The 23072-nt window shown below is 53.2% G+C and carries 19 protein-coding genes; 6 read left to right on the top strand and 13 right to left on the bottom strand.

The features are described 5' to 3' along the window. Positions 1-48: 48 nt before the first annotated feature. Both FNT36_RS07925 and FNT36_RS07920 read right to left on the bottom strand, forming a co-directional pair. Positions 49-762 carry a pirin family protein gene (locus FNT36_RS07925; RefSeq protein WP_144846188.1) on the bottom strand — a complete coding sequence of 238 codons (714 nt, stop codon included), beginning with the start codon at positions 760-762 and terminating at the stop codon, positions 49-51. Between the two features lie 283 nt (positions 763-1045). Next, positions 1046-1294 carry an AtpZ/AtpI family protein gene (locus FNT36_RS07920; protein WP_144846186.1) on the bottom strand — a complete coding sequence of 83 codons (249 nt, stop codon included), beginning with the start codon at positions 1292-1294 and terminating at the stop codon, positions 1046-1048. 171 nt (positions 1295-1465) lie between these two features. On the opposite strand from FNT36_RS07920, the gene porW reads away from it, so the two are divergent. The 3 genes from porW to uvrC all read left to right on the top strand — a co-directional run bounded on the left by porW (position 1466) and on the right by uvrC (position 9172). Next, the gene (gene porW / locus FNT36_RS07915; protein WP_144846184.1) at positions 1466-4585 is read left to right on the top strand and encodes a type IX secretion system periplasmic lipoprotein PorW/SprE; all 3120 of its coding nucleotides are present in this window, start codon (positions 1466-1468) and stop codon (positions 4583-4585) included. Positions 4586-4679: 94 nt separating this feature from the next. Next, positions 4680-7034, top strand: a complete 2355-nt coding sequence (locus FNT36_RS07910; protein ID WP_317129597.1) for a transglycosylase domain-containing protein — start codon at positions 4680-4682, stop codon at positions 7032-7034. Between the two features lie 326 nt (positions 7035-7360). Further along, positions 7361-9172: an excinuclease ABC subunit UvrC gene (gene uvrC, locus FNT36_RS07905; protein WP_144846182.1), complete on the top strand. Its 1812-nt coding sequence runs from the start codon at positions 7361-7363 to the stop codon at positions 9170-9172. A gap of 125 nt (positions 9173-9297) precedes the next feature. Here uvrC and porN read toward each other — a convergent pair whose 3' ends face one another. The 10 genes from porN to lipB all read right to left on the bottom strand — a co-directional run bounded on the left by porN (position 9298) and on the right by lipB (position 19908). Further along, positions 9298-10293, bottom strand: coding sequence for a type IX secretion system ring subunit PorN/GldN (porN, locus tag FNT36_RS07900; RefSeq protein WP_144846180.1), 996 nt, complete (start codon positions 10291-10293; stop codon positions 9298-9300). Positions 10294-10315: 22 nt separating this feature from the next. Then, on the bottom strand, positions 10316-11896 hold the full coding sequence (porM, locus tag FNT36_RS07895; RefSeq protein ID WP_144846178.1) for a type IX secretion system motor protein PorM/GldM: 1581 nt from the start codon (positions 11894-11896) through the stop codon (positions 10316-10318). 51 nt (positions 11897-11947) lie between these two features. Further along, positions 11948-12763: a type IX secretion system motor protein PorL/GldL gene (gene porL, locus FNT36_RS07890; protein WP_144846176.1), complete on the bottom strand. Its 816-nt coding sequence runs from the start codon at positions 12761-12763 to the stop codon at positions 11948-11950. A 60-nt stretch (positions 12764-12823) separates the two neighbouring features. Beyond that, positions 12824-13843, bottom strand: coding sequence for a T9SS ring complex lipoprotein PorK/GldK (gene porK, locus FNT36_RS07885; protein ID WP_144846174.1), 1020 nt, complete (start codon positions 13841-13843; stop codon positions 12824-12826). 230 nt (positions 13844-14073) lie between these two features. Further along, positions 14074-15075, bottom strand: a complete 1002-nt coding sequence (locus FNT36_RS07880) for a PorP/SprF family type IX secretion system membrane protein (RefSeq protein ID WP_233635770.1) — start codon at positions 15073-15075, stop codon at positions 14074-14076. Positions 15076-15229: 154 nt separating this feature from the next. Continuing rightward, on the bottom strand, positions 15230-16054 hold the full coding sequence (locus tag FNT36_RS07875; RefSeq protein WP_144846170.1) for a uroporphyrinogen-III synthase: 825 nt from the start codon (positions 16052-16054) through the stop codon (positions 15230-15232). Between the two features lie 61 nt (positions 16055-16115). Next, positions 16116-16853 carry a DUF4271 domain-containing protein gene (locus tag FNT36_RS25960; protein WP_394348938.1) on the bottom strand — a complete coding sequence of 246 codons (738 nt, stop codon included), beginning with the start codon at positions 16851-16853 and terminating at the stop codon, positions 16116-16118. 478 nt (positions 16854-17331) lie between these two features. Beyond that, a complete protein-coding gene (locus FNT36_RS07865; protein ID WP_233635769.1) occupies positions 17332-18405 on the bottom strand; it encodes an MraY family glycosyltransferase in 1074 nt (357 codons plus the stop codon). A gap of 83 nt (positions 18406-18488) precedes the next feature. Continuing rightward, entirely contained in the window at positions 18489-18920 is a 432-nt protein-coding gene (locus FNT36_RS07860) for a hypothetical protein (RefSeq protein ID WP_144846165.1), read from the bottom strand. 184 nt (positions 18921-19104) lie between these two features. Beyond that, positions 19105-19908, bottom strand: coding sequence for a lipoyl(octanoyl) transferase LipB (lipB, locus tag FNT36_RS07855; RefSeq protein WP_233635768.1), 804 nt, complete (start codon positions 19906-19908; stop codon positions 19105-19107). Between the two features lie 116 nt (positions 19909-20024). Here lipB and FNT36_RS07850 point away from each other — a divergent pair, with 116 nt between their 5' ends. From FNT36_RS07850 to FNT36_RS07840, 3 genes are all read left to right on the top strand, one after another. Beyond that, positions 20025-20384 (top strand): YraN family protein, encoded by a 360-nt coding sequence (locus FNT36_RS07850; RefSeq protein ID WP_144846163.1) that lies wholly within the window; start codon positions 20025-20027, stop codon positions 20382-20384. Between the two features lie 6 nt (positions 20385-20390). Further along, positions 20391-21026 (top strand): pseudouridine synthase, encoded by a 636-nt coding sequence (locus tag FNT36_RS07845; RefSeq protein ID WP_233635767.1) that lies wholly within the window; start codon positions 20391-20393, stop codon positions 21024-21026. Between the two features lie 92 nt (positions 21027-21118). Continuing rightward, positions 21119-21586 carry a cold-shock protein gene (locus FNT36_RS07840; RefSeq protein WP_144846161.1) on the top strand — a complete coding sequence of 156 codons (468 nt, stop codon included), beginning with the start codon at positions 21119-21121 and terminating at the stop codon, positions 21584-21586. A gap of 241 nt (positions 21587-21827) precedes the next feature. Here FNT36_RS07840 and FNT36_RS07835 read toward each other — a convergent pair whose 3' ends face one another. Next, positions 21828-22895, bottom strand: a complete 1068-nt coding sequence (locus FNT36_RS07835; RefSeq protein ID WP_144846159.1) for a fatty acid desaturase family protein — start codon at positions 22893-22895, stop codon at positions 21828-21830. Positions 22896-23072: the final 177 nt, after the last annotated feature.

Below are 23072 nucleotides of genomic sequence, written 5' to 3'. Positions count from 1 at the left end.
TATTATGCTAACTAGACGGCTTGTTGCTCGTGGCAACCTGCCTAGAACCTAGTGATTGATAGGTGCCTCGATGAGCAGGAAACGCGTATCGGCAGCGCAGTCGAGGTGCACGGGGCCATGCGTATTCCAGATACCTAGGGCATCGCGGCGGCCCAGTACTTCGTCGTTTATGCGCACCGTGCCGCTGATGACAAACACGTAGAGCATCTTATTGGCAGGCGCGAAGCTGTAGTCGAGGCTGTGTGCCTCCGTGTAATAACCTAGGGACAGCTTGGCATTCTGGTTTATCCAGCAGTGTGCCGTGCCCTCCTCATTGCTCACGATGGTAGTAAGTTGATTGGCGCGCTGCTCTTCCGGAAACTGGCGGCGCTGGTAGCGCGGCGTCACGTTTTGGAGCTTGGGCTCAATCCAGATTTGCAAAAAGTTTACCTCATCATCGCCTACGTTGTATTCTTCGTGCCGCAGGCCCGAGCCGGCGCTCATTATCTGCACGCCTCCGGCCGGAATCACCTCCGAATACCCTAGGGAATCCTTGTGGTTCATCGTGCCGGCCAGTAGCACCGAAATGATTTCCATGTTGGCGTGCGCGTGCAGGCCAAAGCCCTTGCCGGGCGCCACAAAGTCGTCGTTGAAGACTTTGAGCAGACCAAACCCATTGCGCTCGGGGTTGGCGTAGGGACCAAAGCTGAATGTGAGATGGCTTTGCAGCCAGCCGATATCCTTAAGGCCGCGGTCGCCAGCGGGGAAAAAGTGCGTGTTCATAATGGTGAGGTTGGAGACGAGGATAAGCTGCTACTACTGATTCGGTGCACAAATATACACCAATGTATCAACATTTAATGTACATACATCAATCAAGGCAAAAAGGTTTTCGTTAGCCTATGTAGCTGCTTAAAGCTTACTAGGTCATTGGTTAAAAATGAGTTCGGCTGAGTAAAACACGGCAAAGCACTATGCATAACGCATTTGCCTCAACCTCTAAGGCTACCGCGCTATGTGAGGCGCCTGGCTGCACTCTGCTTATCAACCAATGTTAGATGGCCTATTAGTCGCCTTTGGTTAGCCCGCGAATAACCTGATAGAGTGCCGCCAATACGCCAAATAGCATCAGGCCGATAGTCCACCAGGGGTTTTTAGTTTGAAAGTGGCGGTCGAGCCAAGTGCCCGCCCAGGCGCTCAGGCCAATGGTAGCCAGCATTTGAAACGCAATGCCCGAGTACTTGGTAAACGAGCGCAGGCGGTCGGTAGAAGGCGTAGGGTCGGTATCGCGGGGTGGCAGCGGGTTGGTAGCCATGGGAGTAAGCAGAAGAGTGGGTAGGTAAGCTACGCGGGCGCCGACAGCGAGTTTCGGCGGGGCAAGGCGTAATTTTACGAGTTGGCGGGCGTTGTGCCTGGTGGCAGCCGAACCGGCTAGCCCCGGTGCGGCGTTGTGCCCTCCGTATCCTTCCCTGGCTTTTCTGTGGCTTTGACTCGACTCGTTTCCCTTTCCCGACTTTCGTGGTGCTGGCTGGTGGTGCTGGTGGGCCTGGCCCTAGGTGGCTGCGCCTCCGACAAGTCGCTGGTGAGCCACACCCTCAACAACGTGGCCGCCCGCGACAACGGCTTTTTCTTGGCCCGCGAAAAGCTATGGGCCACCGAAGCTACACTCTACAAAGGCCGGGGCAACGACTACAACCGCGTGCTGCCGCTCTTCCCGACGCTGGATAGTGGCACGGTGCGCGCCACGCGTGCCGACCTCAACGACATTATTAAAAAAGCCTCGTTGCCCATTCAGCACCGGCCGGGCTCTGACTGGACCGACGATGCCTACCTGCTAGTAGGCTGGGCACGTTTCTACAAGATGGAGTTCGACGACGCGGTACTGACGTTTAAGTACGTGAACAGTACCAGCAAGGACCCGTTTGCCAAGCAAGAGGCGCTTATTGGCCTGATGCGTAGCTTTTTGGTGACCAAGCAGCTAGACAACGCCAAGGCCGTATCGGACCTGCTCGACCGCGAGATGGGCCTGCGCAAAGATGCCCGCGAGCTGTTTCTGACCCGCGCCGAATATTTTTTGCAGCAGCAAGAGCCTAAGGCCGCCATTGAGCAGCTTGAGCGCGCCGTGCCACTTATACCAGTTAAAAACGAGCGCTCTCGCACCCGCTACATCTTGGCGCAGCTTTACCAAGGGCAGGGTCAGGATAAAGAAGCCACCGCACAGCTTAACGAAATACTCAAGCGTAACCCACCCTACGAGCTCGATTTTTTCGCCAAGCTGATGCTAGGCCAAGTGTCGGAGCTCAACAGCCAAAACACAGCGCGGCTCGACAAGTACTTTGCGGGCCTGCTGAAGGACCCCAAGAATAAAGAGTACCACGACAAAATCTACTACGAGATGGCCCGGCTGGCCTATCGCCAGCAACGCTACACCGATGCCCTAGGGCTGCTACGCACCTCGGCCAAGGCCACTACCACCAACAAGTCGCAGCAGGGCTACACGTATCTGCTGGCGGGCCGCATCTACTACGAAAACCTGCAGAAATACCGCTTGGCAGCTGCTTACTACGACAGCACCACGCAGGCCATGCCGAAAGACAACCCGACTTACGCCGCCATTCAGGAGCGAGCGGGTATTCTAAAGGAATTTGCCAAGCAGTACACCATTATTGAAACGCAGGATAGCCTGCAAGCCTTGGTGCGCCTGCCCGCCGCCGAGCTAGAGCAACGCTTGGCCAAGTATGCCGCCGAGGAGCTAGAAGCCAAACGTGTGGCTGCCGAGAAAGCCTTGGCGCTCCAGAAAGCACAGCAACGGGCCCAGCAAGCGCAGGCCCAAGGTGCACCCGGTGTACCGAGCGCCCTCAGCGGCAACCAGCGCGATATCAGTAATCCTAATGCCTACGACCCTAACAATGCCGTGGCAGCGGGCGCTCTCTGGTATTTCGACAACCCCACTTCGCTAAGCACGGCACGGGCCGACTTCATCCGACGTTGGGGCGACCGTGGCCTGCGCGACAACTGGCGCACCGTGAACCAGCCTAGCAACTCGCCCAATACTCAGCAGAACGGCGGCGTCCCGCCCAGCATCACGGGCAATACCCAAACCCGCGTGAATGGCGACCTAGGGCCCGCTGGCACTAACGCCCCTGCCGCCCCAGACCCCGCTGCCGCGCAGCAAAGCCTCGTGGCGCAGTACCGCGCTGCGCTGCCTAGCACTCCCGACAAGCTAGAAGCCTCGAATATCCAGACCGAGGCGGCTATGTACGAGCTAGGTGGCATTTACAAGGAACTGCTAAAAGAGCCTGCCCGCGGCTACGAAACTTATACTAAGCAAGTAACCCGCTACCCGCGTGGCGCTAACGCGCCCGAGGCCTACTACTTGCTTTACCTCTACTACAAAGGCCTACCCGACGCCGAGAAAACCTCCTTGTATGCCAGTGCGCTCCAGCGCGAGTTCCCTAGCTCGACCTACGCCAAGCTCATTGCTGACCCGCGCTACCGCGAGCACGAGTTGGCCCTGCACAATGCCGTGGCCGCCCAGCTCGATTCAGCCTTCACGCTCTATAAAGAGCAAAATTTTACTAAGGCTAAAGCTGTGCTAATGCGCACCGAGCGCAAGTACCCCAAGAGCGACTTAAACGACCGCATGGCCTACCTGCGCACCCTGCTGGCCATTCGCACGCAGCCGCCGCTCACGGCCCGCGCTGCCGTCGAGCAGTTTTATATTGACTACCCTAGCAGCCCGCTTGTGCCGCTGGCCAAGGCCCTCGCCGACTCCTATAAGAAAGCAGCAGAGGGGCAGCTGGCTGGTGCGCTAGCTTCGACCGACAAGCCAGTAGTCTCCATTTTCCGGCCGGGCGAGGTAAATAACCGTCTGCGCATCGAAGAGGACGACTTACCGCCTGCTATGGATACCCCGGCACCCGCCACCCTACCTACTTCCCCTGCGCCTGTACCTAGCACTACCCCAGTGCCAACTTCACTGCCGACGACGACTGCCGCGGCCACTTCTCCCATCAAGCGAGCCGCCGCTCGTCGCCCGCGCGTAGCGCCAGGCAAGCGTACGCCAGCTCCTGCTGCCAAGGATACGGTTAGCAACGCCTTACCAAACGTTGTCCCGCCGGCCTCTGGTACGCCTGTGGCGCCAGCACCTGTTGCTACCCCATCTGTTAATTCACCAGTTGCGGTGGCGCCAGCCCCTACTCCAGCGCCAGTAACACCAGCGCCGGCACCAGCCGTAGCTTACACTACGCAGCTAAGCGCTGCCCACGCCGTAGCGCTGGTTTACCCCAAGGGCACAGCCCCGACGGCCGACCTAGTAGCGCAACTCACGGCGTATAACAGCAAATTCTTTCGAGCCAGCAACCTCGTGGTGTCAGCAGCGCAGCCCCTAGGTGCTGACCAAGAAGTGGTGGTGGTACGGACTTTGCCGGGTGCCAAAGTAGCCCAGAGCTACGCTACTAAGCTGCGCGGGCCACAGTCGCCGCTGGCACGCCTGCGCGGCCAAGGCTACCAAGCCATCGTCATCAGCCTAGCTAACCTGACCTTACTGCAGGAGGCGGGCGACGTGGCCGGCTACCAGCAGTTTTATCAGAAGGTTTACCAATAGCCAAATCAGGAATAAAGCCTCAGCGAAGAAATAGCCCTTAGGTGGTGGCCCTTCTTTTTGCCTCTTCGCTGTTCTTCGTTTCTATCTTTTCAAAATGCCTACTTCTCCTTCCTCACCGGCTCGCCCAACTGCGCGCCCTAGGCCCCGCCAGCCCGCACCGGTCCGGCCCGGCCGCTTTCACGCCTTCACTCGCACCATGTGGGTGCTATTTGTGGGTGGCTTAGTGGGGCTGATATTGTATGTGGGGGCTGTGAACTACAACTTCATGGGCTGGTTTGGGCGCATGCCCAACCTACGCACCCTCGAAAACCCCAAGAGCGAACTGGCCTCCGAGGTTTACTCGGCCGACGGCGTGCTCCTAGGTAAGTATTTCCGCGAAAACCGCACGCCTGCCGATTATAAGGACTTGCCTCAGAACCTCATAGATGCCTTGGTGGCAACCGAGGATGTGCGTTTCGAGCAGCATTCGGGCATCGATTTTAAGAGCATTATGCGCGCGGTGGCCGGCCTAGGTCGTAGCGGCGGCGGCTCTACGCTGTCGCAGCAAGTGGCCAAAGTGCTGTTCAAAACTCGCCCCGGCGAAGCGAGCAATCTCAACGATGGCGCTCTCAATGGAGAAGGCAAGCTTGGCCTGCTCATCACGAAAACCAAGGAATGGCTGCTGGCCATTCGACTAGAGCGCAACTACACGAAGCGCGAAATCCTGCGGATGTACCTCAACACCGTAGACTACGGCTCTAATGCGTTCGGTATCAATACAGCTGCTAAGACGTTCTTCAACAAAAAGCCGAAAGACCTGACCACGCCCGAAGCGGCCACGCTGGTAGGCATCGTGAACGCGCCCTCGCGCTTCAGCCCCGCGCTGCACCCGGCCCGCTCGAAGCGCCGCCGCAACTGGGTGCTGCATCAGATGAACCAATATGGCTACCTATCATCGGCCGAGTTGGCTAAAGACACCGCTAAGGCCATTGTGCTGCACTATAGTGTAGAGAGCCCAACCCAAGGTCTGGCGCCCTACTTCCGTACCGAGGTGGCCAAGTATCTGCAAACCTGGGCGAAGGAAACTGACCACGACTTATACGCCGACGGCCTCAAGATTTATACGACTCTCGACTCGCGCATGCAGGCCTACGCCGAGCAGGCTGTGGCTGAACACCTAGCCCTACAGCAAAAGTGGTTTTCGGCACAGTGGAAAGGCCAGCAGCCTTGGCGCGATGAGAACGGCCGGATTATTCCAAATTTCCTAGCCACTTCAATGCGCCGCACTCAGCGCTATAAGTCACTGATGGAGCGCTACGAGGGCAATAAAGACTCGGTAAACTACTACCTGCGCCGCAAGTACCGCATGCCGGTGTTTACGTGGCAGGGCGAGAAGGAAATGCTGATGTCGCCCATGGACTCGCTCGATTACTACAAGCGCTACCTGCGAGCTGGCTTCATGGCCGTGAACCCACTCAATGGCCAAGTGAAGGCCTGGGTCGGCGGCCCCAACTACAAGTTTTTCAAGTTTGACCACGTGCGCCAGGGCAAGCGCCAGCCAGGTTCTACTTTCAAGCCTATCGTGTACACAGCGGCTATTGCTGAAGGGTTCTCGCCATGCTTTCCACGGGCCGATGTGGCCACTACTTTCCCCGGCGTAGCGGGCCGGCCTCCTTACACTCCCAAAAATTTTGAAGGCGGCTTCTCGGGGCGCACTTTCACCCTACGGCAGGCGCTGGCCCGCTCCATGAACTCTATTACGGCTTGGTTGGTGTATGAGCTCACGCCTCAACGCGTAGCCGATTATGCCAAGCTCCTAGGTATCACCTCACCCGTCGACCCGGTGCCAGCCGTAGGCTTTGGCGCTTCCGATTGCAGCATCTTCGAGCTGTGCGGTGTCTACGGCACGTTCGTGAACAAGGGCGTCTGGACCTCGCCCATCATGGTGACGCGCATTGAGGATAAGAATGGCAACATGCTCCGCGAGTTTATTCCGCGCACCCGGAATGTATTGACCGAAGAAACTGCCTATGTAATGACCAACATGCTAGAAGCCAGCACCACCGAGCGAGGTGGCACTAGCACTATCCTTCACACAGGCTTCAAATTCAACACCACCATCGGCGCCAAGACTGGAACCACGTCTAACTACTCTGATGCTTGGTTTATGGGTATTACGCCCGACCTTGTGTGCGGCATGTGGGTGGGCGGCGAAGACCGTAGCATTCACTTCCGCTCGGGCTATTATGGGCAGGGTGCTCGCTTAGCGCTGCCGCTCTACGGCATCTTCATGAAGAAGGTGTACGCCGATAAGAGTATTGACATCAACACTGGCCCCTTCCCGGTACCTAGCCACCTCAATACCGAGCTCGACTGCTCGAAGTACTATGGTGCCCAGCGCGATACCATTCCGGCCGACCAGAAGATGGCTCAGCCTACTACTAGCGACCTGAATAAGGAAGAAATTTAGACCGCAGATTTAGCAGCTTGTATGGTACGCCCGCCTTCTGCAGTCAATTGGCTATTGGGGCTGGGGTCTATAAGTAGGGTTTGCCTTATCACATAGGTATTATTAAGCAACGGCCGGCTACTTTTGCCGGCCGTTTTGCGTTCTAATAGCTAGGTAATTCCTAAGACAACCTAGGTGATTGCAAGACATAAGTGAGCATCCTAGGTGTCTATTACCGCCCCCGAAGCAGCCGCATTAGCGGCATATCCGTTTCATTCGTACCAGATGCAGCTCGCCGCAGGTGGGCGTACCTACGCAATCCGTTTAATCCGCTAAATCTGCGGTCTATGGCAGCAAAACCCGAGCTACAAGAACAAATAAACCGCCTACCTCATCAGCCTGGCGTGTACCGATACTTCGACGACGAAGGCATTATCTATGTGGGTAAGGCTGTGGACTTGCGCAAGCGTGTTAGCAGCTACTTCACCAAGCAAGACCATAACAAGAAAACTCAACAGCTGGTCAAGAACATCAAGCGCATCGAGTTTACTATCGTGAATTCGGAGTCGGACGCTTTTTTGCTGGAGAATAACCTCATCAAGCAACATCAGCCGAAATACAACATCCTCCTCAAGGATGGCAAGACGTACCCGTATTTGCTGTTGACCAAGGAGCGATTTCCGCGTCTCATTCCTACGCGTAACAAGCAACCCGGCGATGGCCAGTATTTTGGTCCCTATGCCAACCAGAGCGGCCTAAACGTGCTGCTAGAGCTTATTAGGGCACTGTATCCACTGCGTACTTGCACGTACAACCTAAGCCCCGAGAATGTCGAAGCGGGTAAGTTTAAGGTTTGCCTAGAGTACCACATCGGCAATTGCAAAGGCCCGTGTGAGAATAAAGAAGATGAGGCTACCTATAACCAATATATCCAGCAAATCCGGCAAATTTTGAACGGCGACTTGCGCTTACCTAAGCAGTATTTCCGCGAGCGGATGACCGCCGCTGCTCAGGAAATGCAGTACGAGTTGGCGCACCAGTTCAAGCAAAAGCTCGATAAGCTTGACGAGTTTCAGGCCAAAAGCACCATCGTTAATGCGTCGCTCACTAACATCGACGTGTTCAGCATTGCCTCTAACGAAAAGGCCGCCTTCGTCAATTATTTCAAAGTGATGAATGGCAGCATCATTCTCACTCAGAACCTAGAGTTGACCAAAAAGCTCGACGAGTCGGATGGCGAAATCTTGGCTCCCCTCATCATGCAGCTTCGCCAGGAGTATGAGAGCGAAGCAAAAGAGATTCTGACTAACGTGCCCGTGGGCGACTTGCCCCTACCCGGCGTCACTGTAACACAGCCCCAAATCGGGGACAAGCGCAAGCTCCTAGAATTGAGTATTAAGAACGTGCTTTACCTCCGCAAAGAGAAGGAGAGCATGAACGAGAAAGGCAAGGACGTCAACGAGGTACGCATCATGGAGCAGATAAAAAAAGACCTGCGCCTAAAAGAGCTACCAAAGCACATCGAATGCTTCGACAACTCCAACTTTCAAGGCGACAATCCGGTGTCGGCAATGGTATGCTTTCGCAACGCCCGCCCCAGCAAAAAGGACTACCGCCACTACCACGTCAAAACGGTAGTAGGACCCAATGACTTCGATACGATGTACGAGGTTATTACACGCCGCTACCGCCGCTTAGTCGATGAAGGTGCTAGCCTACCACAACTCGTTATCGTGGACGGCGGCAAAGGCCAGCTCAGCATGGCGGTTAAAGCGCTAAAAGACCTTAACCTATGGGGACAAATCCCAGTCATAGGCATTGCGAAGCGGCTCGAAGAAATCTACGTTCCTAACGACCCGTTGCCGCTCTATATTGATAAGAAGAGCGAGAGCCTACGTCTCTTTCAGCGTATGCGCGACGAGGTTCACCGCTTTGGTATTACTTTCCACCGCAAGACGCGCGACGATGCTACGCTCAAGACTGAGCTAACCGATGTGAAAGGCCTAGGGCCTGTCACAGCTGATAAGCTACTTAGTAAGTTTAAATCAGTCAAGAAGATAAAGGAACTGACTGAAGCTCAGTTGGTAGCTGAGGTAGGCAAAGCGAAAGCTAAGGTGCTTCTCAATTACTTCGACCAACAAGAAACGCCAACTTCATAACCAGCGAACATAAAGCCAAGAATAAAAAGAGCCCCGACCTGCTTGGTCGGGGCTCTTTTTATTCTTGACAGATTACCTAGGCAGGAATGTGATTCTTAGCCTATTTAGCTGTTCATACCTATAGTCTAAAACGACCACAGATTGTACTCATACTCTACAAGGTCAGCCGCAATTTGCTGCGAAGCTAGCAGGCCTTGGCGCTCACCTCCATACTGACTAGCTAGGTCGTCACCAGCAGGGTTTGATACCTTCGTGATGTACGAGTTGAACAACCACAGCTCAAACGCATCGGCTAGGTTCTTGTGCTGGGCATCGTTCTGCGCATTAAACCAAATGGCCGTCTGCGGATTGTTGCGGAACACTTTCACCAAGTCAGAATACTTAAAGGTGGCCACATTCTTCTCTAGGCCCGAAGTATTCGTGGCTAACGTCGAGGGCAGCTTCAGCGAAATGGTCTTAATCTGATGGTACATCCGCGACCGCTTCTTGTCGAATATCATTTCTTCCGACAGCTCCATCTGGTAGAGGTCTTTCGGACGATACTCTTCCGACGTTTTGGGCGGCGGCGGAGCTACTGCTACCGACGAAACTGGCACCGTGCGGTATACTTGCTTACCATTTTTCTTAACCGGCTTGCCTTTGCTATCTAGCACTGCAACTCGCTTGGTAGCTGGCTTTTTAGGCGAAGCTACTGGCGCACCCCAGCCATCGTTAGCAGCGGCTGCGCTCTTAGTGCTCTTAGCAGGAGGAGCGCCAGCGCCCCAGTCATCACCATCAGCACTGATGGGTGCTTCAATAGCGTAGGACATGTTAGCCGACATCTCCTTGGCAGTAAGCGTCGAGGTAACAGAGTCGTTCTTGTACGCCTGCAGTTCGCCTCGCTTTACGGCATCTATAATGACTCGGCCAATTTCCCTTCCATCCGAATACATCGGTAGGTTTTGCTTTTCGCGCAGGTCAATAGCCCGCCAAATAGTCTTGCGGAACATCTGGTCGGAAACTGGGATGGCCCGAACGGCACCAGTAGTAGCCGTAGCAGCAGCCTGCTCCTGGGCATGGGCCGCTACCGACGCCGTTAGCGCTGCTAGCGTAAAGGGAAGTATTTTGAAATAGCGGGTCATAATAGAGAAGATAATTAAAAGCTTATTGCAACGGAATGTTGAACGTGCGGGTCATATTCACATCTTCCACTTGTCCTTGGAAGTTGTTACGCTGCACACCTAGCACTTCAATGTAAAGGCGGTCACCTTCTTTATAGGCATTCACCATGTCGCTCATGTCACCTTGTGCACCGTTAATGGTTTTCGGACCGATAACAGGACGCTTACCACGAGCGAGCACAGCAGTAAAACGTGATACGCGGTAGCGAGCATCTTCAGGCAAGAAGGTGGCGAAACCGGGGTCAGGTACTGCTTTCAAAGTGATGGTACGGATAGCAGTGCCAGGCGTGCCCTGCTTTTCGTTAGCCTTTTGGCCGCCAACATAGCAGTCAATGGTAGGGTTCGGAATTGGGCGAACTTTGAAGTTTTGCGAACCAATGGCGTTGCCACCACTGCTCACGTTCAACGTTACCTCACGAGCATTAGGCACAAGCGTTACTTCACCCTTCTGACCCGTGATTACCGAAGCACCCGAAGCCGAGAAGCTAGGCTGATATTGAGCACCTAGGGCTGGCACTTGCACGCTCAGTTTGTTACCGCAACGGTAGTACAGTGCCTGTACCGAAGCCGATTGAATCTGCATTACCGGCTTAGTTACGGTGTAAGGTACCGTCACGCGGAATGTGGTATCACGGCCATTCTGATTGATTTTGATGGTACCCGTCCAGCTAGCTTTAGCATTGCCAGCAGCGTCAAAGTTGCCAGGGCGGGCCGTAAATTCAATCTTACCGTGGTTGCTCTTAGGGTCAACGGACAGCGGGCTGCCGTTGTAAGTCATGTTCTGCTTGAGGCCACTAGCGGCAGCAGTCAAGAACAGCTCAGCTTTGTATTTGGTACCAGCAGCTACCGTATTCGATTCAGCCGAAGCAAAAGCACCCAGTTTGTCGAACACGATGGTTTTAGCACCGACTTTCTCGGCTTGCTTTTGCAAAGCATCAGCTTGGTACTTCAATACCTCTGTCTCTTTCTGGCTTAGCACGGCCAGCGCAGCAACTACAGGCGTATTCTCAAAGTTGAACTCAGCAAAGTTTTTTCCTTTCTGCTCTTTATCCGTCACCTTTGGGTCAACCTTGGCATCGAGAGCTAGTGGAGCAGCATCAGGCACGTACTGTTTAATGAAATCAGCGTAGCCATTCAGCTTATCCTTGAGGGGGTAGGCTAGGCCATTCTTAGCACCGCCAAGCATGGTGATAGCTACTTTGTCGGTAGCTTCCATGTTGTGAAAGTCACCAGCCTTAGAGTTTTCGGTGGCAGCAATCAGCTTGTCGCGCACCTGGTCGATATAAGCGACCATCTCCTTGGTTTTCTCACGAATTTCTTCGCTCTGCTTCAGCACCTGCTGGTCGGCTGCTTGGTTACGGTTTTTAGCTACCGCTTCCTGAATGCCTTTTACCGTGCCGTCGGCAGCTTTATCAGTCTTAGCATTAACGTCAACTAAGCTGTCGTCAATGAGCTTAAATTTTTGTAGAATTGCGGAGTTAACGTTGAGCGCCAGAAGAGCTGTTAGCACGAGATACATCATGCCAATCATCTTCTGCCGCGGCGTTTCATTAGCTGATGCCATCAGATAGTCTCGCTATAGTGATAATTAATTGAGATAGGTACTCTTATATAACTAGCTGATTGCACCAGCGCGCATGGCGTTTAGCATATTACCGTACACGCGGTTGAGCGACGACAGATTGCCAGTTAGGTCGGCTACTTGGTGTTGCAGGCTCTCAGTATCTTTGCCAGCTTGTACCATGTTCTCCATGGCTTTGCCTAGGGTACCGTAGAACTGGTTCATGGACTTCAAATGCGTGTTGGCATCCTGTAGTTCCATTTCATACACTGCATTCAGTGCGCCTAGATTCTTAGTTACGTTTTGCACTTGCAGATGATATTCCTTGGCATCACCCGTAGCGTTAGACATAGCCGATACAGCTTCTACAGTATTAGAGTACGCTTCGTTAATACGCTCCAATGACTGAGCAGCAGTGCGTACTTTCTGAGTGTATTCTTCGGTTACGTTGGTGGCTTCGCCTAGCTGGCCCAGCTGAGCCGTAGTAGCGCTAAGACGATTCAGACCTTGACCTAGGTTGGTGAGGGCTTCGGGCGTCACGTTAGCGTTTTTTAGCATGTCGTCTAGTTTGCCAGTCAGGCCGTTCGGAGCAGGCGTTTTAGCGTCGCGGAAACGGTTGTCGTTGCTAGAGGGGTCATAGCCTTCGCTCAACTCAGGATATACCAGCGACCAATCAGTTTCTTTGGCGTGAGGCTGGAAGGAGCTTAGGAAGAATATAGCGGCTTCAGTTAGCAGACCAACCGTAAGCATGAGGTCGGCACCTGGCAAGTGACGAATTTTGAATAGTGCCCCAACGATTACTACCGCTGCCCCGATGCCGTAGACCATCGGCATTACTTTATCGAAGAAAAAATTACCTTTAGCTGCCATTGTGATTGTAGAAAACTTTAAAAAATAAGTGAAATGGTGTGGTGATGCTATTGGGATGGATTATCGGTTCAAGCTACGGTTAGTGCCCATACCAATTTGAATCATGGAGCAACGGAAGCCGATGTATGAACGCGAAGAATCTTGATATTCGAAATTGCGAGTGCCAGTCTCAAGGAAATACTGGATATCTTTCCAGGAACCACCGCGCACTACTTTGCGGGGCTCGTTATCGTCAGGGTTAGTGGGGTTCAAATCCCAAACCACGGGTACTGAGGCTTCCATGTAAGCATCGTCGCACCACTCTGACACATTGCCAGCCATATCATATAGGCCGAAGTCGTTGGGGAAGTAAGAGCCTACTTCCGAAGTATAAGCGAAGCCATCCGACGCATAATCACCACGGCCAGGCTTAAAGTTCGCTAGCATGCACCCACGTGTATTGCGCACATAAGGGCCACCCCAAGGGAATGTAGCACCTTCGCGGCCACCACGGGCCGCGTACTCCCATTCTGCTTCCGAAGGCAAGCGGAAGTTAGGAAGTGGAGCCTCTCCACGCTCCTCGTTAGTAGTGTTCTTATACTTAGTACGCCAGTTGCAGAAGTACTTGGCAGCGAACCAGTCTACACCTACCACTGGGTAGTCATCAAAGGCTGGATGCGAGTAATAGTATTCTAGCAGCGGGTCACCCATATGATAAGTAAAGTCACGCACCCATACAGTAGTATCCGGATACAGCTCAGTCTTAATATAGTCTTCCCCTAGGGCCTCTACCGAGTCCTGCATGATAGCACTCACGAACTGACGATATTCATTGTTCGTGATTTCAGTCTCGTCCATGTAAAAGCCAGCGATAGTTACTTGCTTATTCATGTTTACCATGGAGGCCGAAATGTCCTGGTCGGTTTGTCCCATATGGAATGTCCCCCCTGGGCAAGGAACCATGCCAAAAGGAACATCTTGTGGATTAAAAATCGGCCGGTCCTCCGCGCCTACCAAGTCACCCTGATAGTTTTTTGTAAAACACCCACCCATGAGTAACCCGGAAAGGGCCAGGAGGGGTAGTGCCAGAATTTTTTTCATAATAAAGAAAAGACTAATTGTATATCCAGGTGTTAGCAGGGCGTATCTTATCGTCTGGCAAATCTACACTATTTCAAGTCGACCTGCAATATTGGCCGGACATACGAGTGTAGTTATTTGTTCCTGAAAATAGAAAAAACGCCTCAGAAGGCTAAAAAAGGCTTTTTTTGAGAGAAAAATATTTCTTTACAAAGATTTTATCTTTTTCCAACCCTTAGTTCAAAATAGGACTAAAAGCTGTAGCGAGGGGTTCGAATCGCAGGACGAGTAATTAAACCAACCTTAGGCATACGTAACGAAAGCATGATTTCGTGCGAACTCAAGGCTAGAGCATCCTGGTGAAAAGCGACAAAGTCAAATGCATAACCAATGCGGAACCGATTGTCAGGGCCGAAGCTGGCTCCCACCAGTCCGGCAATGGATTCATCGTACCGATAGTTCAACCCAGCCCAGAATCGGTCGTCGAGAGTGGCACGCACTCCTGTTTCAAACGAATAATTGTGCTGGTTATCATATTTACTTTTAGTGCTGTAGCTACCCGGCAATACCGCTTTGGCAAGTATTGTCGGTGTCACGACAACGGAGGAGGATGCTTCAATATTGTAGCCCGCCGTGAAGTAGGCATGGTTCTCACCTAAATATTGGCTAGCGATACCTGTGATACCGTTACTGCGGAACGTATACTGTGAACGGAATAAATTGTTGGCACTAAGTCCCGCGTAAAATTTTGGACTTTCGTACCAAACCCCAGCCCCCGCGTCAAATTTGTGGTCCGATGCTCCTTGAGCAGGCACGTTAATATCGTTGGGGTCGATAGCTCGGTAAGTGCCATTACCTAGGTAGGTATACGTGCCCTGGATGCCAATACCCAACTGACCGCGGCCAAGCTTAATATGCTGTGAATAGGATAGCGCTCCGTTAGTCGTTTTTACGGGCCCGGTCTGGTCGTAATAAACTACTAGGCCTACTCCCCCACTAAGGGGTAAGATGGGTACCGAAAACGAAGCCATACCGGTGCGGGGCGAGCCATTGTCATCCCCTTGAGTATTGCTGAGGTTAAAATATTGGTAGCGACCAATTATAGTAACTTCCGTTTGGCCCTTTATACCAGCATAAGCTGGATTCAGGTACATGCCGTTGAAGCCGTAATGCGTGAACTGCGGCTGCTGCTGGGCCATAGAGGTACCTGCTGCTGCCAAGAGCAGCAGAGGGGCAAGTATAATTCCCTTCATACGGATTAGGAGAGGAGGCAGAGAAAATAGGGCAAGCATAGCGAAAACGAAAAGACGCCTCGCTTTCAAATGTAACTACTAAATGGCTGCTATACGCAGCCGACTTAGGTAAGTAGCTCGGGTCTCGGTTTCTATCTATGCGGCCTCTATCCTATCAACTAGCCCCCTTAGCCTTATCGGCGCTGGTACCTGGTACCAAGGCATGCTGACGGATATAGGCTTCGATAGCACCCGTCATTGAGGGCGCATTAGGCATAGGAGCTTCTATGTCAAGAATAAGCCCGGCGTCACGGACGGCTTTGGCTGTGGTAGGTCCAAAGGCCGCAATGCGGGTACCATCTTGCACAAAATCGGGGAAGTTTACGAATAGCGAGCTTATGCCAGAAGGGCTAAAAAACGCTAAGCAATCGTACTTCACATCTGACAAATCGGACAGGTCGCTAGCTACTGTGCGGTAAATGACGGCCTCCGTAAACTTAAGATTATTAGCCCGCATAAACTCAGGCAAGTCATCTTTACGGATATCAGAGCAAGGATACAAAAACTTCTCGCTTTTGTGCTTCTTAATAACGTCAAATAGGTCGGCGGCAGTACGTAGACCTACAAAAAGTTTGCGCTTGCGCAGCACAATATATTTCTGCAGGTAATTGGCAGTCTGGTCCGAAATACAGAAGTACTTCATCTCGGCCGGCATTTCCAACTTAGCTTCTTGGCAAATGCGGAAGAAGTGGTCAACAGCGTTACGACTGGTAAAAATTACCGCTGAGTACTCCAAGATGTTAATCTTCTCCTTCCGAAACTCTTTGTACGGCACGGCCTGTACATCGATGAATTCGCGGAAATCAACCCGGATACCATATTTTTCGGCCAACGGCGAGTAAGGCGAAACATCAGTGGCGGGCTTCGGTTGGGTAACCAGAATGCTGCGGATGGGCTTGGCGTGCCGGTTCAGACCCGGCTGTGCTGCGCTCTCGGCCATAAGAATAAATAAGGGTAACGCTAAAGCAATAGACTGAATGCAGAGGCTACAGCAGCCTACTTTAGTCAGGGTATGTGAACACGATGAGCTTAAGTAGTACTGCTAGGGGCAGTATTTCGGTAGCACAAAGGTACGCGAACAAATGAAGATTAAGCAGCGATGTATGCTGGTGAAGCGTACGAGCTACCCGTAATACTGTCACAGTGAGCAAAACTAGGACAAAGCCATTAGCGATTTTAACAACGTATGGCCAGTAAGCGTTCAAGCTCAGCAGTAGCAGCAACACTACCGGAATCAACAACCCTAGGAGCAGTGTAGTGCGCAAAAATTCGCGGTAATGGATAGTGGCTAAAGGCCTTAGGTCGAAGATGTAACTTAAAGCCTCAACTATCAGAAACTTACCTAGCATGAAGGCGACAATAAGTCCAGCGTATAACCCTACGCGGGCTAATGTGGCCGACTCAGGTACTTTGAGCAACTGATTAACTAGCGGAAGGCTACTGAAATCTGTATGTAAAGCGGTCAATAAAAGCGACAGCGAGAGTGCAAACAGGAGGGTCAGCACTAGATTTAGTAGCGTGAATGCTGGGCGCACTAAAAAACTTGGTGCATCGGCAGATGTCCCCATAAAGTCCGCTATTTGTAGTACCCGCGCTAGGCCAGCAGGGTAGGCACTACGCACAATACCATAGAGCAGCCCTACTACTAAGAGCCCCAATAGCAAGGACTGACTTTGAAGTGTTGCCTGCTGAGGGCGTGCTAGGTTAGTAGTGCGTACTGGTGCACTGGTAACAGCCATAGCTCCTTTAGGAGTTGACTCTAGGGCCGGCGCGGCGGTGAAGGACCCAATAGCTGGGAAGCCATCAGGCTGCCATACGGCCAATAGATGCGCAGCAGTTGCTTGGCGTGGTAGGCTACGCCCTAGGTCGATGGTGTACGCGCCAGCTTTGCTAGCCCTAAAAACTAGTCGATTATCGATGAATACGCTCAGCCCTGGCTGCGCCGCGAAGGAAAGGGGCAACGGTTGCCCCGCTTGCAGGCGCACCCATTGGTAATAGGCATGCGCAGGCGCATGATAGCCGGGCAAGTAAAGAATAAGCCGATTATGTAGCGCATCATGCAGCAGCCAATTATCAGCAGAAAGACCAGGGGTAGGTGCTGGGGGTAACGGGCGATACTCAGCCGCCCGGCTGGCTACAGCCATACCTAGGCAGACTACTAGTAGGGCTAGCCGCCACAGGTATCCTTTCCACCATGTTATTGCTACCGTACGCACGCTATGAAGATGCCACCTGCCGCCGAGCAACCCGACTTTGATAGACTCCCAGAAACACACTTAATAGTATTCCAAAGACTACTAATATCCCGATAAGCGCTAGGTTGCCTAGTTGCGTAAAGCTGATTACAAATAAGGTAACTACCACGCTGAGCAAGCCTAGCAAAAGCACTGTGCTAATCTGGGAAAAGCCTAAGGCCATGATGCGGTGGTGAACGTGGTTTTTGTCAGGAGCAAAAGGCGACTTGCCCGCTAGTGCCCGTAGAGTGAAGACCCGCAGTGTATCAAATAGAGGCACGAACAAGATACCTAGGGTCACGGCAGGCGCCACATTGCCGAAAGGCTGCCCTATTCCATTGCCCATCTCAATAAATTGGATAGCCAATATGGAAACGATAAAGCCGCATACTAGCGACCCGGTATCACCCATGAAGATACTGGCTTTATGAAAGTTATAGCGCAAAAAGCCAAGCATACCCCCAATAAGGCACACTGCTACAAAAGCATAGTTGCTGTACGTGGGCCCGCCGTAGCGATAGAAATAATATCCAAAAGTGCTGCTAATTATTAAGACCATTGTGCCTGCCAGACCATCTAGACCATCGATGAGGTTAATGGCGTTGGTAACCCCCACGATGACCACAAACGTGAAACCGTAGCTGAAGCCCATGGGTAAGGTCTCAATACCTAGAATGCCTTGAAAGCTGGTGATGCGCACATCGGCCATTATCATTACCACGCCGGTTGCCAGCAGCTGGCCGATAAATTTTTTCATCACCGAGATGGTCACCATATCATCCTTAAGCCCCACGAAAAAAAGGATGATGCAGCCTGCCAGCAATTGCTGCACTCCGTTGCCAAGAGGCGCAAAAATGGTGAGCGCTGACATGAAGCCCGCGAAGATGGCTACCCCACCCAGCCGCGGTGTTAAGGACTGGTGCACCGTGCGGCCATTGGGTGTGTCGAGCAGGTTTTTGAGGTGCGCAATGAACACGATGGAGGGCACCGCGAACATGGCTACGAGCAACGCCCACAACGCGGCCAAGGCTAAATAAATACTAAGAGTGTGGTTCATAGCGCAAAGGCAGCAAGGACAACAACAAGCAAAAACAGAAACGGCGAACTAACTAGCACTCCACAGCGGAGGCGCCTCCCATTCTAGCCGTGCAACACGCCAGCCTGGCCGTCGAGCAGGTCGAGGCGGCTAAAGTTGGCGGGCACGATGGAGTCGGGAACAAACACAAACTTCTTGTCGAAAATCTGGCCATCGCGGTAGTAGCTCACCCAATACTGGTTGGTGAGATGAAACACAGCTGGGTCGATAAGCTCGATGGGCGTGGCCGAGTACGGTGCTATTTCGGGAAAATGATAGCGTAGGGTTGACGTGCGAACAGCTTGGCCATCGGGCTGCGTACCGTACCCTTCCGAGGAAATGATGACAGTCTCAAGCGAGAACTCGTTGTTATTTAACAAAAACACCTGCCAAGTAGCTACGCCCGTTTCGCCAAGTGGGGCATCTGTGGACTCGGCATCGGGTACAATCGCAATAGAAACGCCCACCACGGGCTCAAAAGGAATATCTTGTTTCATGAGGCAGTATGGCCGCGTACCAGGGGGCGCTAACCTTAATCAATAAGAAGCGGCAGCTGGTTTAAAAAGAACCGGCGGCCTGTTCAATTTATACTCAACAGCAGCTGCACAGCTGCCTGTCTAGCAAGTAAAAACTTTATAAATCACAACTCTTTCTGCCCTAGGTGCCGCCACCCCAACCGCCTTAATCAAAGCTAGCACCTAACTGCTCGCGTAACCGCTCAAGCAGTTGCTCTTGCACCTCTTCGATGGCTACGGCGTGCCCTAGCTCTGCTTGCAGCGAGGTTACGGCTTTGTCGGCAATACCGCAAGGCACAATGTGACCAAAGTAGCTGAGGTCCGTATTGACATTAAGTGCTAGGCCGTGCAGAGTTACCCAACGGCTACAGCGCACGCCCATCGCGCAGATTTTGCGTGGGTTGGGCGCACCTTCCTCCCAGTCGAGCCACACGCCAGTGAGCCCAGCAATGCGGCCAGGCCGCAGCCCATATAGCATGAGCGTTTGAATGACGGCCTCTTCCAGTGCCCGCAGGTACCAGTGGATATCGGCGCGGAAGTTTTCGAGGTCGAGCAAGGGATACACCACTAGCTGGCCCGGCCCGTGAAAAGTGATGTCGCCCCCGCGGTTGATGTGGTGGAAAGTAGCACCATGCGCTGCCAAGGCCGCTTCGTCGAGCAGCAGATGCTCGGGCTTACCACTCTTGCCTAGGGTATAAGTGGGCGGATGCTGGCAACAAAGCACATGGTTGGGCGTGGGCTGTACGGCTTGGCCATCAACTTCGGCCTGGCGGTTGGCGGCCTTAATGGCTAATGTGTCAGCGAGTAGTTGCTCTTGCAAGTCCCAGGTAGGTACGTAAGGCACGAGGCCTAGGCGCTGCACATGCAGGCGCTTAGAGCCCGACACTGGCTCGGGCTGAGTATTTTCGCCTGGGCTAAGCGCAACTGGGGCGGTACAGGCCGAGTAAAAATCCATAGCTTTCGGAGACAAGGCGCGTGGTTGAGACGCAGTGAACAGTTATACAAAGGTACTTCGCGCTGCAGGCTTTGGCTTGGGGCTGGGCCGGTAGCGCCTACCAAGCTGCTTGCGGGGCTTTTCTAATTTTCATGACTACTTCTGCCCACGAGCTAGGCCGAGCTGGCGAAGACGCGGCGGCGGCTTTTTATCAGCAAGCTGGCTACACGGTGCTGCTGCGTAGCTACCGCCACGGCCGGGCCGAGGTAGACCTAGTAGTGCAGTATGGCCAAGCACTGCTCGTGTTTGTAGAAGTCAAAACACGGTCGAGCAGTCAGTATGGCACACCCGAAACCTTTGTTTCAAGCCGTAAAAAAGAGCTCTTTCGCTTGGCTGCCACGCATTTGCAAGAAGAGCTAAACTGGACCGGCGATATTCGTTTCGACATCCTAGGCCTTACCCAACTCAGCCAGGGGTTTCGGGTAGAGCTTTTTGAAGATGCTTTTTATTGAGATACTTTGACAATCGACCTTCCTTCGGCAGAAGCCACTGGGCCACACCGCCACTTTTTACTGCATAAACCCGCTGGCTACCTCAGTCAGTTCATAAGTGCGTTTCCGCGCGAGGCACGCCTCAAGCGCTTTCTAGGTGAACTATACGATTTTCCGCCCGGCATTATGGCTGTGGGTCGGCTCGATGAAGACAGTGAGGGCCTGCTACTCCTCACCACCGATGGCCGACTGAGTGAGACTGTGCGCAGCCGCCATATGGAAAAGGAGTACTATGCTCAAGTAGATGGCCTACCCACCGATGACGCGCTGCTCCAGCTGCAGCAGGGCGTCGATATTAGCATTCACGGCAAATCTTTCCGCACCAGCCCCTGCTTGGCCCACGCCTTGCCTGTGGCCCCTACCCTAGCCCCACGGGCCCGCCCCGTGCGCGACGACCGACATGGCCCCACCAGTTGGCTGTCGCTCACTCTTACGGAGGGCAAGTTTCGGCAGGTCAGGAAAATGACGGCGGTGGTAGGCCTCCCCACCCTACGGCTGGTGCGCGTGCGCATTGGGCCGTGGCACCTAGGCGACCTCCCTCCTGGCCAAGTGCGCGAGCTGACCGACCTTGACGTGGCCTTTTCTAAAAAAGTGGACAACTAAGTTATTTTTCGTATCTTCGGCGGAATCTAATTGGCTGTTTTATCCTTTTCAGTATAAGACACTAACCTAACGATACCGCTACCAAAGCACCTATGGCAAGAGCACAGGAAACCTTTAGCAAAAAGGAAAACGAGAAGAAGCGCCTAAAGAAGAAAAACGACAAGGAGGAAAAGCGCAAAGAGCGCCAAGCCAATGCCACCTCAGGCCAGAGCCTGGAGGACATGCTCGCTTACGTAGACGAGGATGGCAACATTACTACGACGCCGCCCGACCCCAATCGTAAGCGCAAGGAAATCAGCCTAGAAAGCATCCAGGTAGCTGTTCCGAAGCAGGAGGACCGCGAGCCCGAAGACACGTTGCGCACCGGCACGGTGTCGTTCTTCAACGACTCGAAGGGCTATGGTTTTATCAAAGACCAGGTTTCGCAAGAAAGCATTTTTGTGCACGCTAACGCCCTAGGTGGCCTCGTGCTGAAAGAAGGTAACAAAGTGACCTTTGAAGTAGAGCCCGGCCAAAAAGGCCCTACGGCTGTGCGCGTGAAGATGGCGCCAAGCGCCTAAAGTCCTTATCCGAGCCTACAGCGCTCGCATTATTTTATACAAAAAGGCAGCCGCTGAGTAAGCGGCTGCCTTTTTGTATTTCCAGGGTAATCGTTTGATTACATTCGACCGAGAGGCTGACTTCTGCCAACCCACAATCTGATTAGACAGCAGCCCTTCGCTTTATTACGTTATCTATCACTAAGGACAGAGCCCCTGCCCTAGGTAAGGCAGAGGCTCTGTGACAACACCTAGGGCTTGCTTAGGAAGCACGGCCCATCTGGCGAAGGAAGAGGATGTGTGACACCACGGCCTGCCACATCTTAGGGTATTCTTGGTAAGGCACCTCAAACTCGGCGCACGTTTGCTTAATAATCTTGCTGAGCTGAGGATAATGCACGTGCGATACCTTCGGAAATAGATGATGCTCGACCTGGAAATTGAGCCCACCCACCAGCCAGCTTATCAAGCGGTTGTTAGTGGCAAAATTGGCAGTGGTGCGCAGTTGGTGAATAGCCCACTCGTCCTCCATTTTGCGCGTCGTTTCGTGGGGTACTGGAAAGGCGGTTTGCTCTACCGTATGCGCTAGCTGAAAGACAATGCTCAAGGTGAAGCCTGCTACGCACATAGTAACTAGGAAACCCAGTAGCCAGCCAGCCCAGCCTACGGTGTACAGCGGCAATCCAATAAAGATGGCTAAGCTCAACGCTTTAAACCCCCAGAAGATGAAGTGGTCATTGCGGCTCATGGGTTTGAGCGCTACCGAGCCAATGCGGCGGGTAAAATACTTCTGGTAGTCCATCACGAACACCCAGGAGATATAGAGCATGCAGTATAAAAACCAGAAGTACAGGTGCTGAAAGCGGTGGGCACGGTGCCGCTTCTGGTCGAGGGTCATGCGCATCCAAGGCTGAATGTCTAGGTCATCATCAACGCCGTCGATGTTGGTATACATGTGATGCACAGTGTTGTGCTTGGCATCCCACATGTAGCTGCTGCCTCCCATCACATTGAGCGTGAAGGCGGCCACGCGGTTCAGCCATGGGTAGCGGCTAAAGCTACCGTGGGCCCCATCGTGCATCACATTAAAGCCCACGAGGGCAATAACGCCACCTAGGGTTACGCATTCGAGCAGGGCCCAGCCCAGCGCGGGCGTGAAAAAGACGAGGTGCACATAGAGCGCCACCAGGCTACCTACCAGCAGGGCAGCCTTTGCCAATAGCCCGGCAGTACCGGTCTGGGGCTTGGCCTCGGTTTGAAAGTATTGTGCGGTGCGACGCTTTAGTTCGGCGTGGAACGAGCGCGGGGGCGCAAACTTGGGCAATGACATAGGTTAAATCAACTGTGGGTGCCCAGCGTAATGGCCCGCTGGTGCGGTGCCATACTCTGCCAACGGGCATTTACAGCGGACTTCTGCACCTTGCACAAGCCAAGTTTTTAGCGGGCGCCAGTGTGCCTGCCGAGCTTTCAACGAGGAGTATAGCAAAAAAGTGCTTCTACAGAGTTC

Source organism: Hymenobacter setariae (assembly GCF_007713685.1).
Lineage (GTDB): Bacteria > Bacteroidota > Bacteroidia > Cytophagales > Hymenobacteraceae > Hymenobacter > Hymenobacter setariae.
Note: the sequence above shows the minus strand (reverse complement) of the source record. Positions and strands in the feature narration are given on the sequence as shown.

Excerpts from the sequence above, each read along its gene's own strand:
- FNT36_RS07925 (WP_144846188.1), bottom strand. The coding sequence starts at position 762 with ATGAACACGCACTTTTTCCCCGCTGGCGACCGCGGCCTTAAGGATATC.
- FNT36_RS07920 (WP_144846186.1), bottom strand. The coding sequence starts at position 1,294 with ATGGCTACCAACCCGCTGCCACCCCGCGATACCGACCCTACGCCTTCT.
- FNT36_RS07910 (WP_317129597.1), top strand. The coding sequence starts at position 4,680 with ATGCCTACTTCTCCTTCCTCACCGGCTCGCCCAACTGCGCGCCCTAGG.
- uvrC (WP_144846182.1), top strand. The coding sequence starts at position 7,361 with ATGGCAGCAAAACCCGAGCTACAAGAACAAATAAACCGCCTACCTCAT.
- porN (WP_144846180.1), bottom strand. The coding sequence starts at position 10,293 with ATGACCCGCTATTTCAAAATACTTCCCTTTACGCTAGCAGCGCTAACG.
- porM (WP_144846178.1), bottom strand. The coding sequence starts at position 11,896 with ATGGCATCAGCTAATGAAACGCCGCGGCAGAAGATGATTGGCATGATG.
- porL (WP_144846176.1), bottom strand. The coding sequence starts at position 12,763 with ATGGCAGCTAAAGGTAATTTTTTCTTCGATAAAGTAATGCCGATGGTC.
- porK (WP_144846174.1), bottom strand. The coding sequence starts at position 13,843 with ATGAAAAAAATTCTGGCACTACCCCTCCTGGCCCTTTCCGGGTTACTC.
- FNT36_RS07880 (WP_233635770.1), bottom strand. The coding sequence starts at position 15,075 with ATGAAGGGAATTATACTTGCCCCTCTGCTGCTCTTGGCAGCAGCAGGT.
- FNT36_RS07875 (WP_144846170.1), bottom strand. The coding sequence starts at position 16,054 with ATGGCCGAGAGCGCAGCACAGCCGGGTCTGAACCGGCACGCCAAGCCC.
- FNT36_RS25960 (WP_394348938.1), bottom strand. The coding sequence starts at position 16,853 with ATGGCTGTTACCAGTGCACCAGTACGCACTACTAACCTAGCACGCCCT.
- FNT36_RS07865 (WP_233635769.1), bottom strand. The coding sequence starts at position 18,405 with ATGAACCACACTCTTAGTATTTATTTAGCCTTGGCCGCGTTGTGGGCG.
- FNT36_RS07860 (WP_144846165.1), bottom strand. The coding sequence starts at position 18,920 with ATGAAACAAGATATTCCTTTTGAGCCCGTGGTGGGCGTTTCTATTGCG.
- FNT36_RS07850 (WP_144846163.1), top strand. The coding sequence starts at position 20,025 with ATGACTACTTCTGCCCACGAGCTAGGCCGAGCTGGCGAAGACGCGGCG.
- FNT36_RS07840 (WP_144846161.1), top strand. The coding sequence starts at position 21,119 with ATGGCAAGAGCACAGGAAACCTTTAGCAAAAAGGAAAACGAGAAGAAG.
- FNT36_RS07835 (WP_144846159.1), bottom strand. The coding sequence starts at position 22,895 with ATGTCATTGCCCAAGTTTGCGCCCCCGCGCTCGTTCCACGCCGAACTA.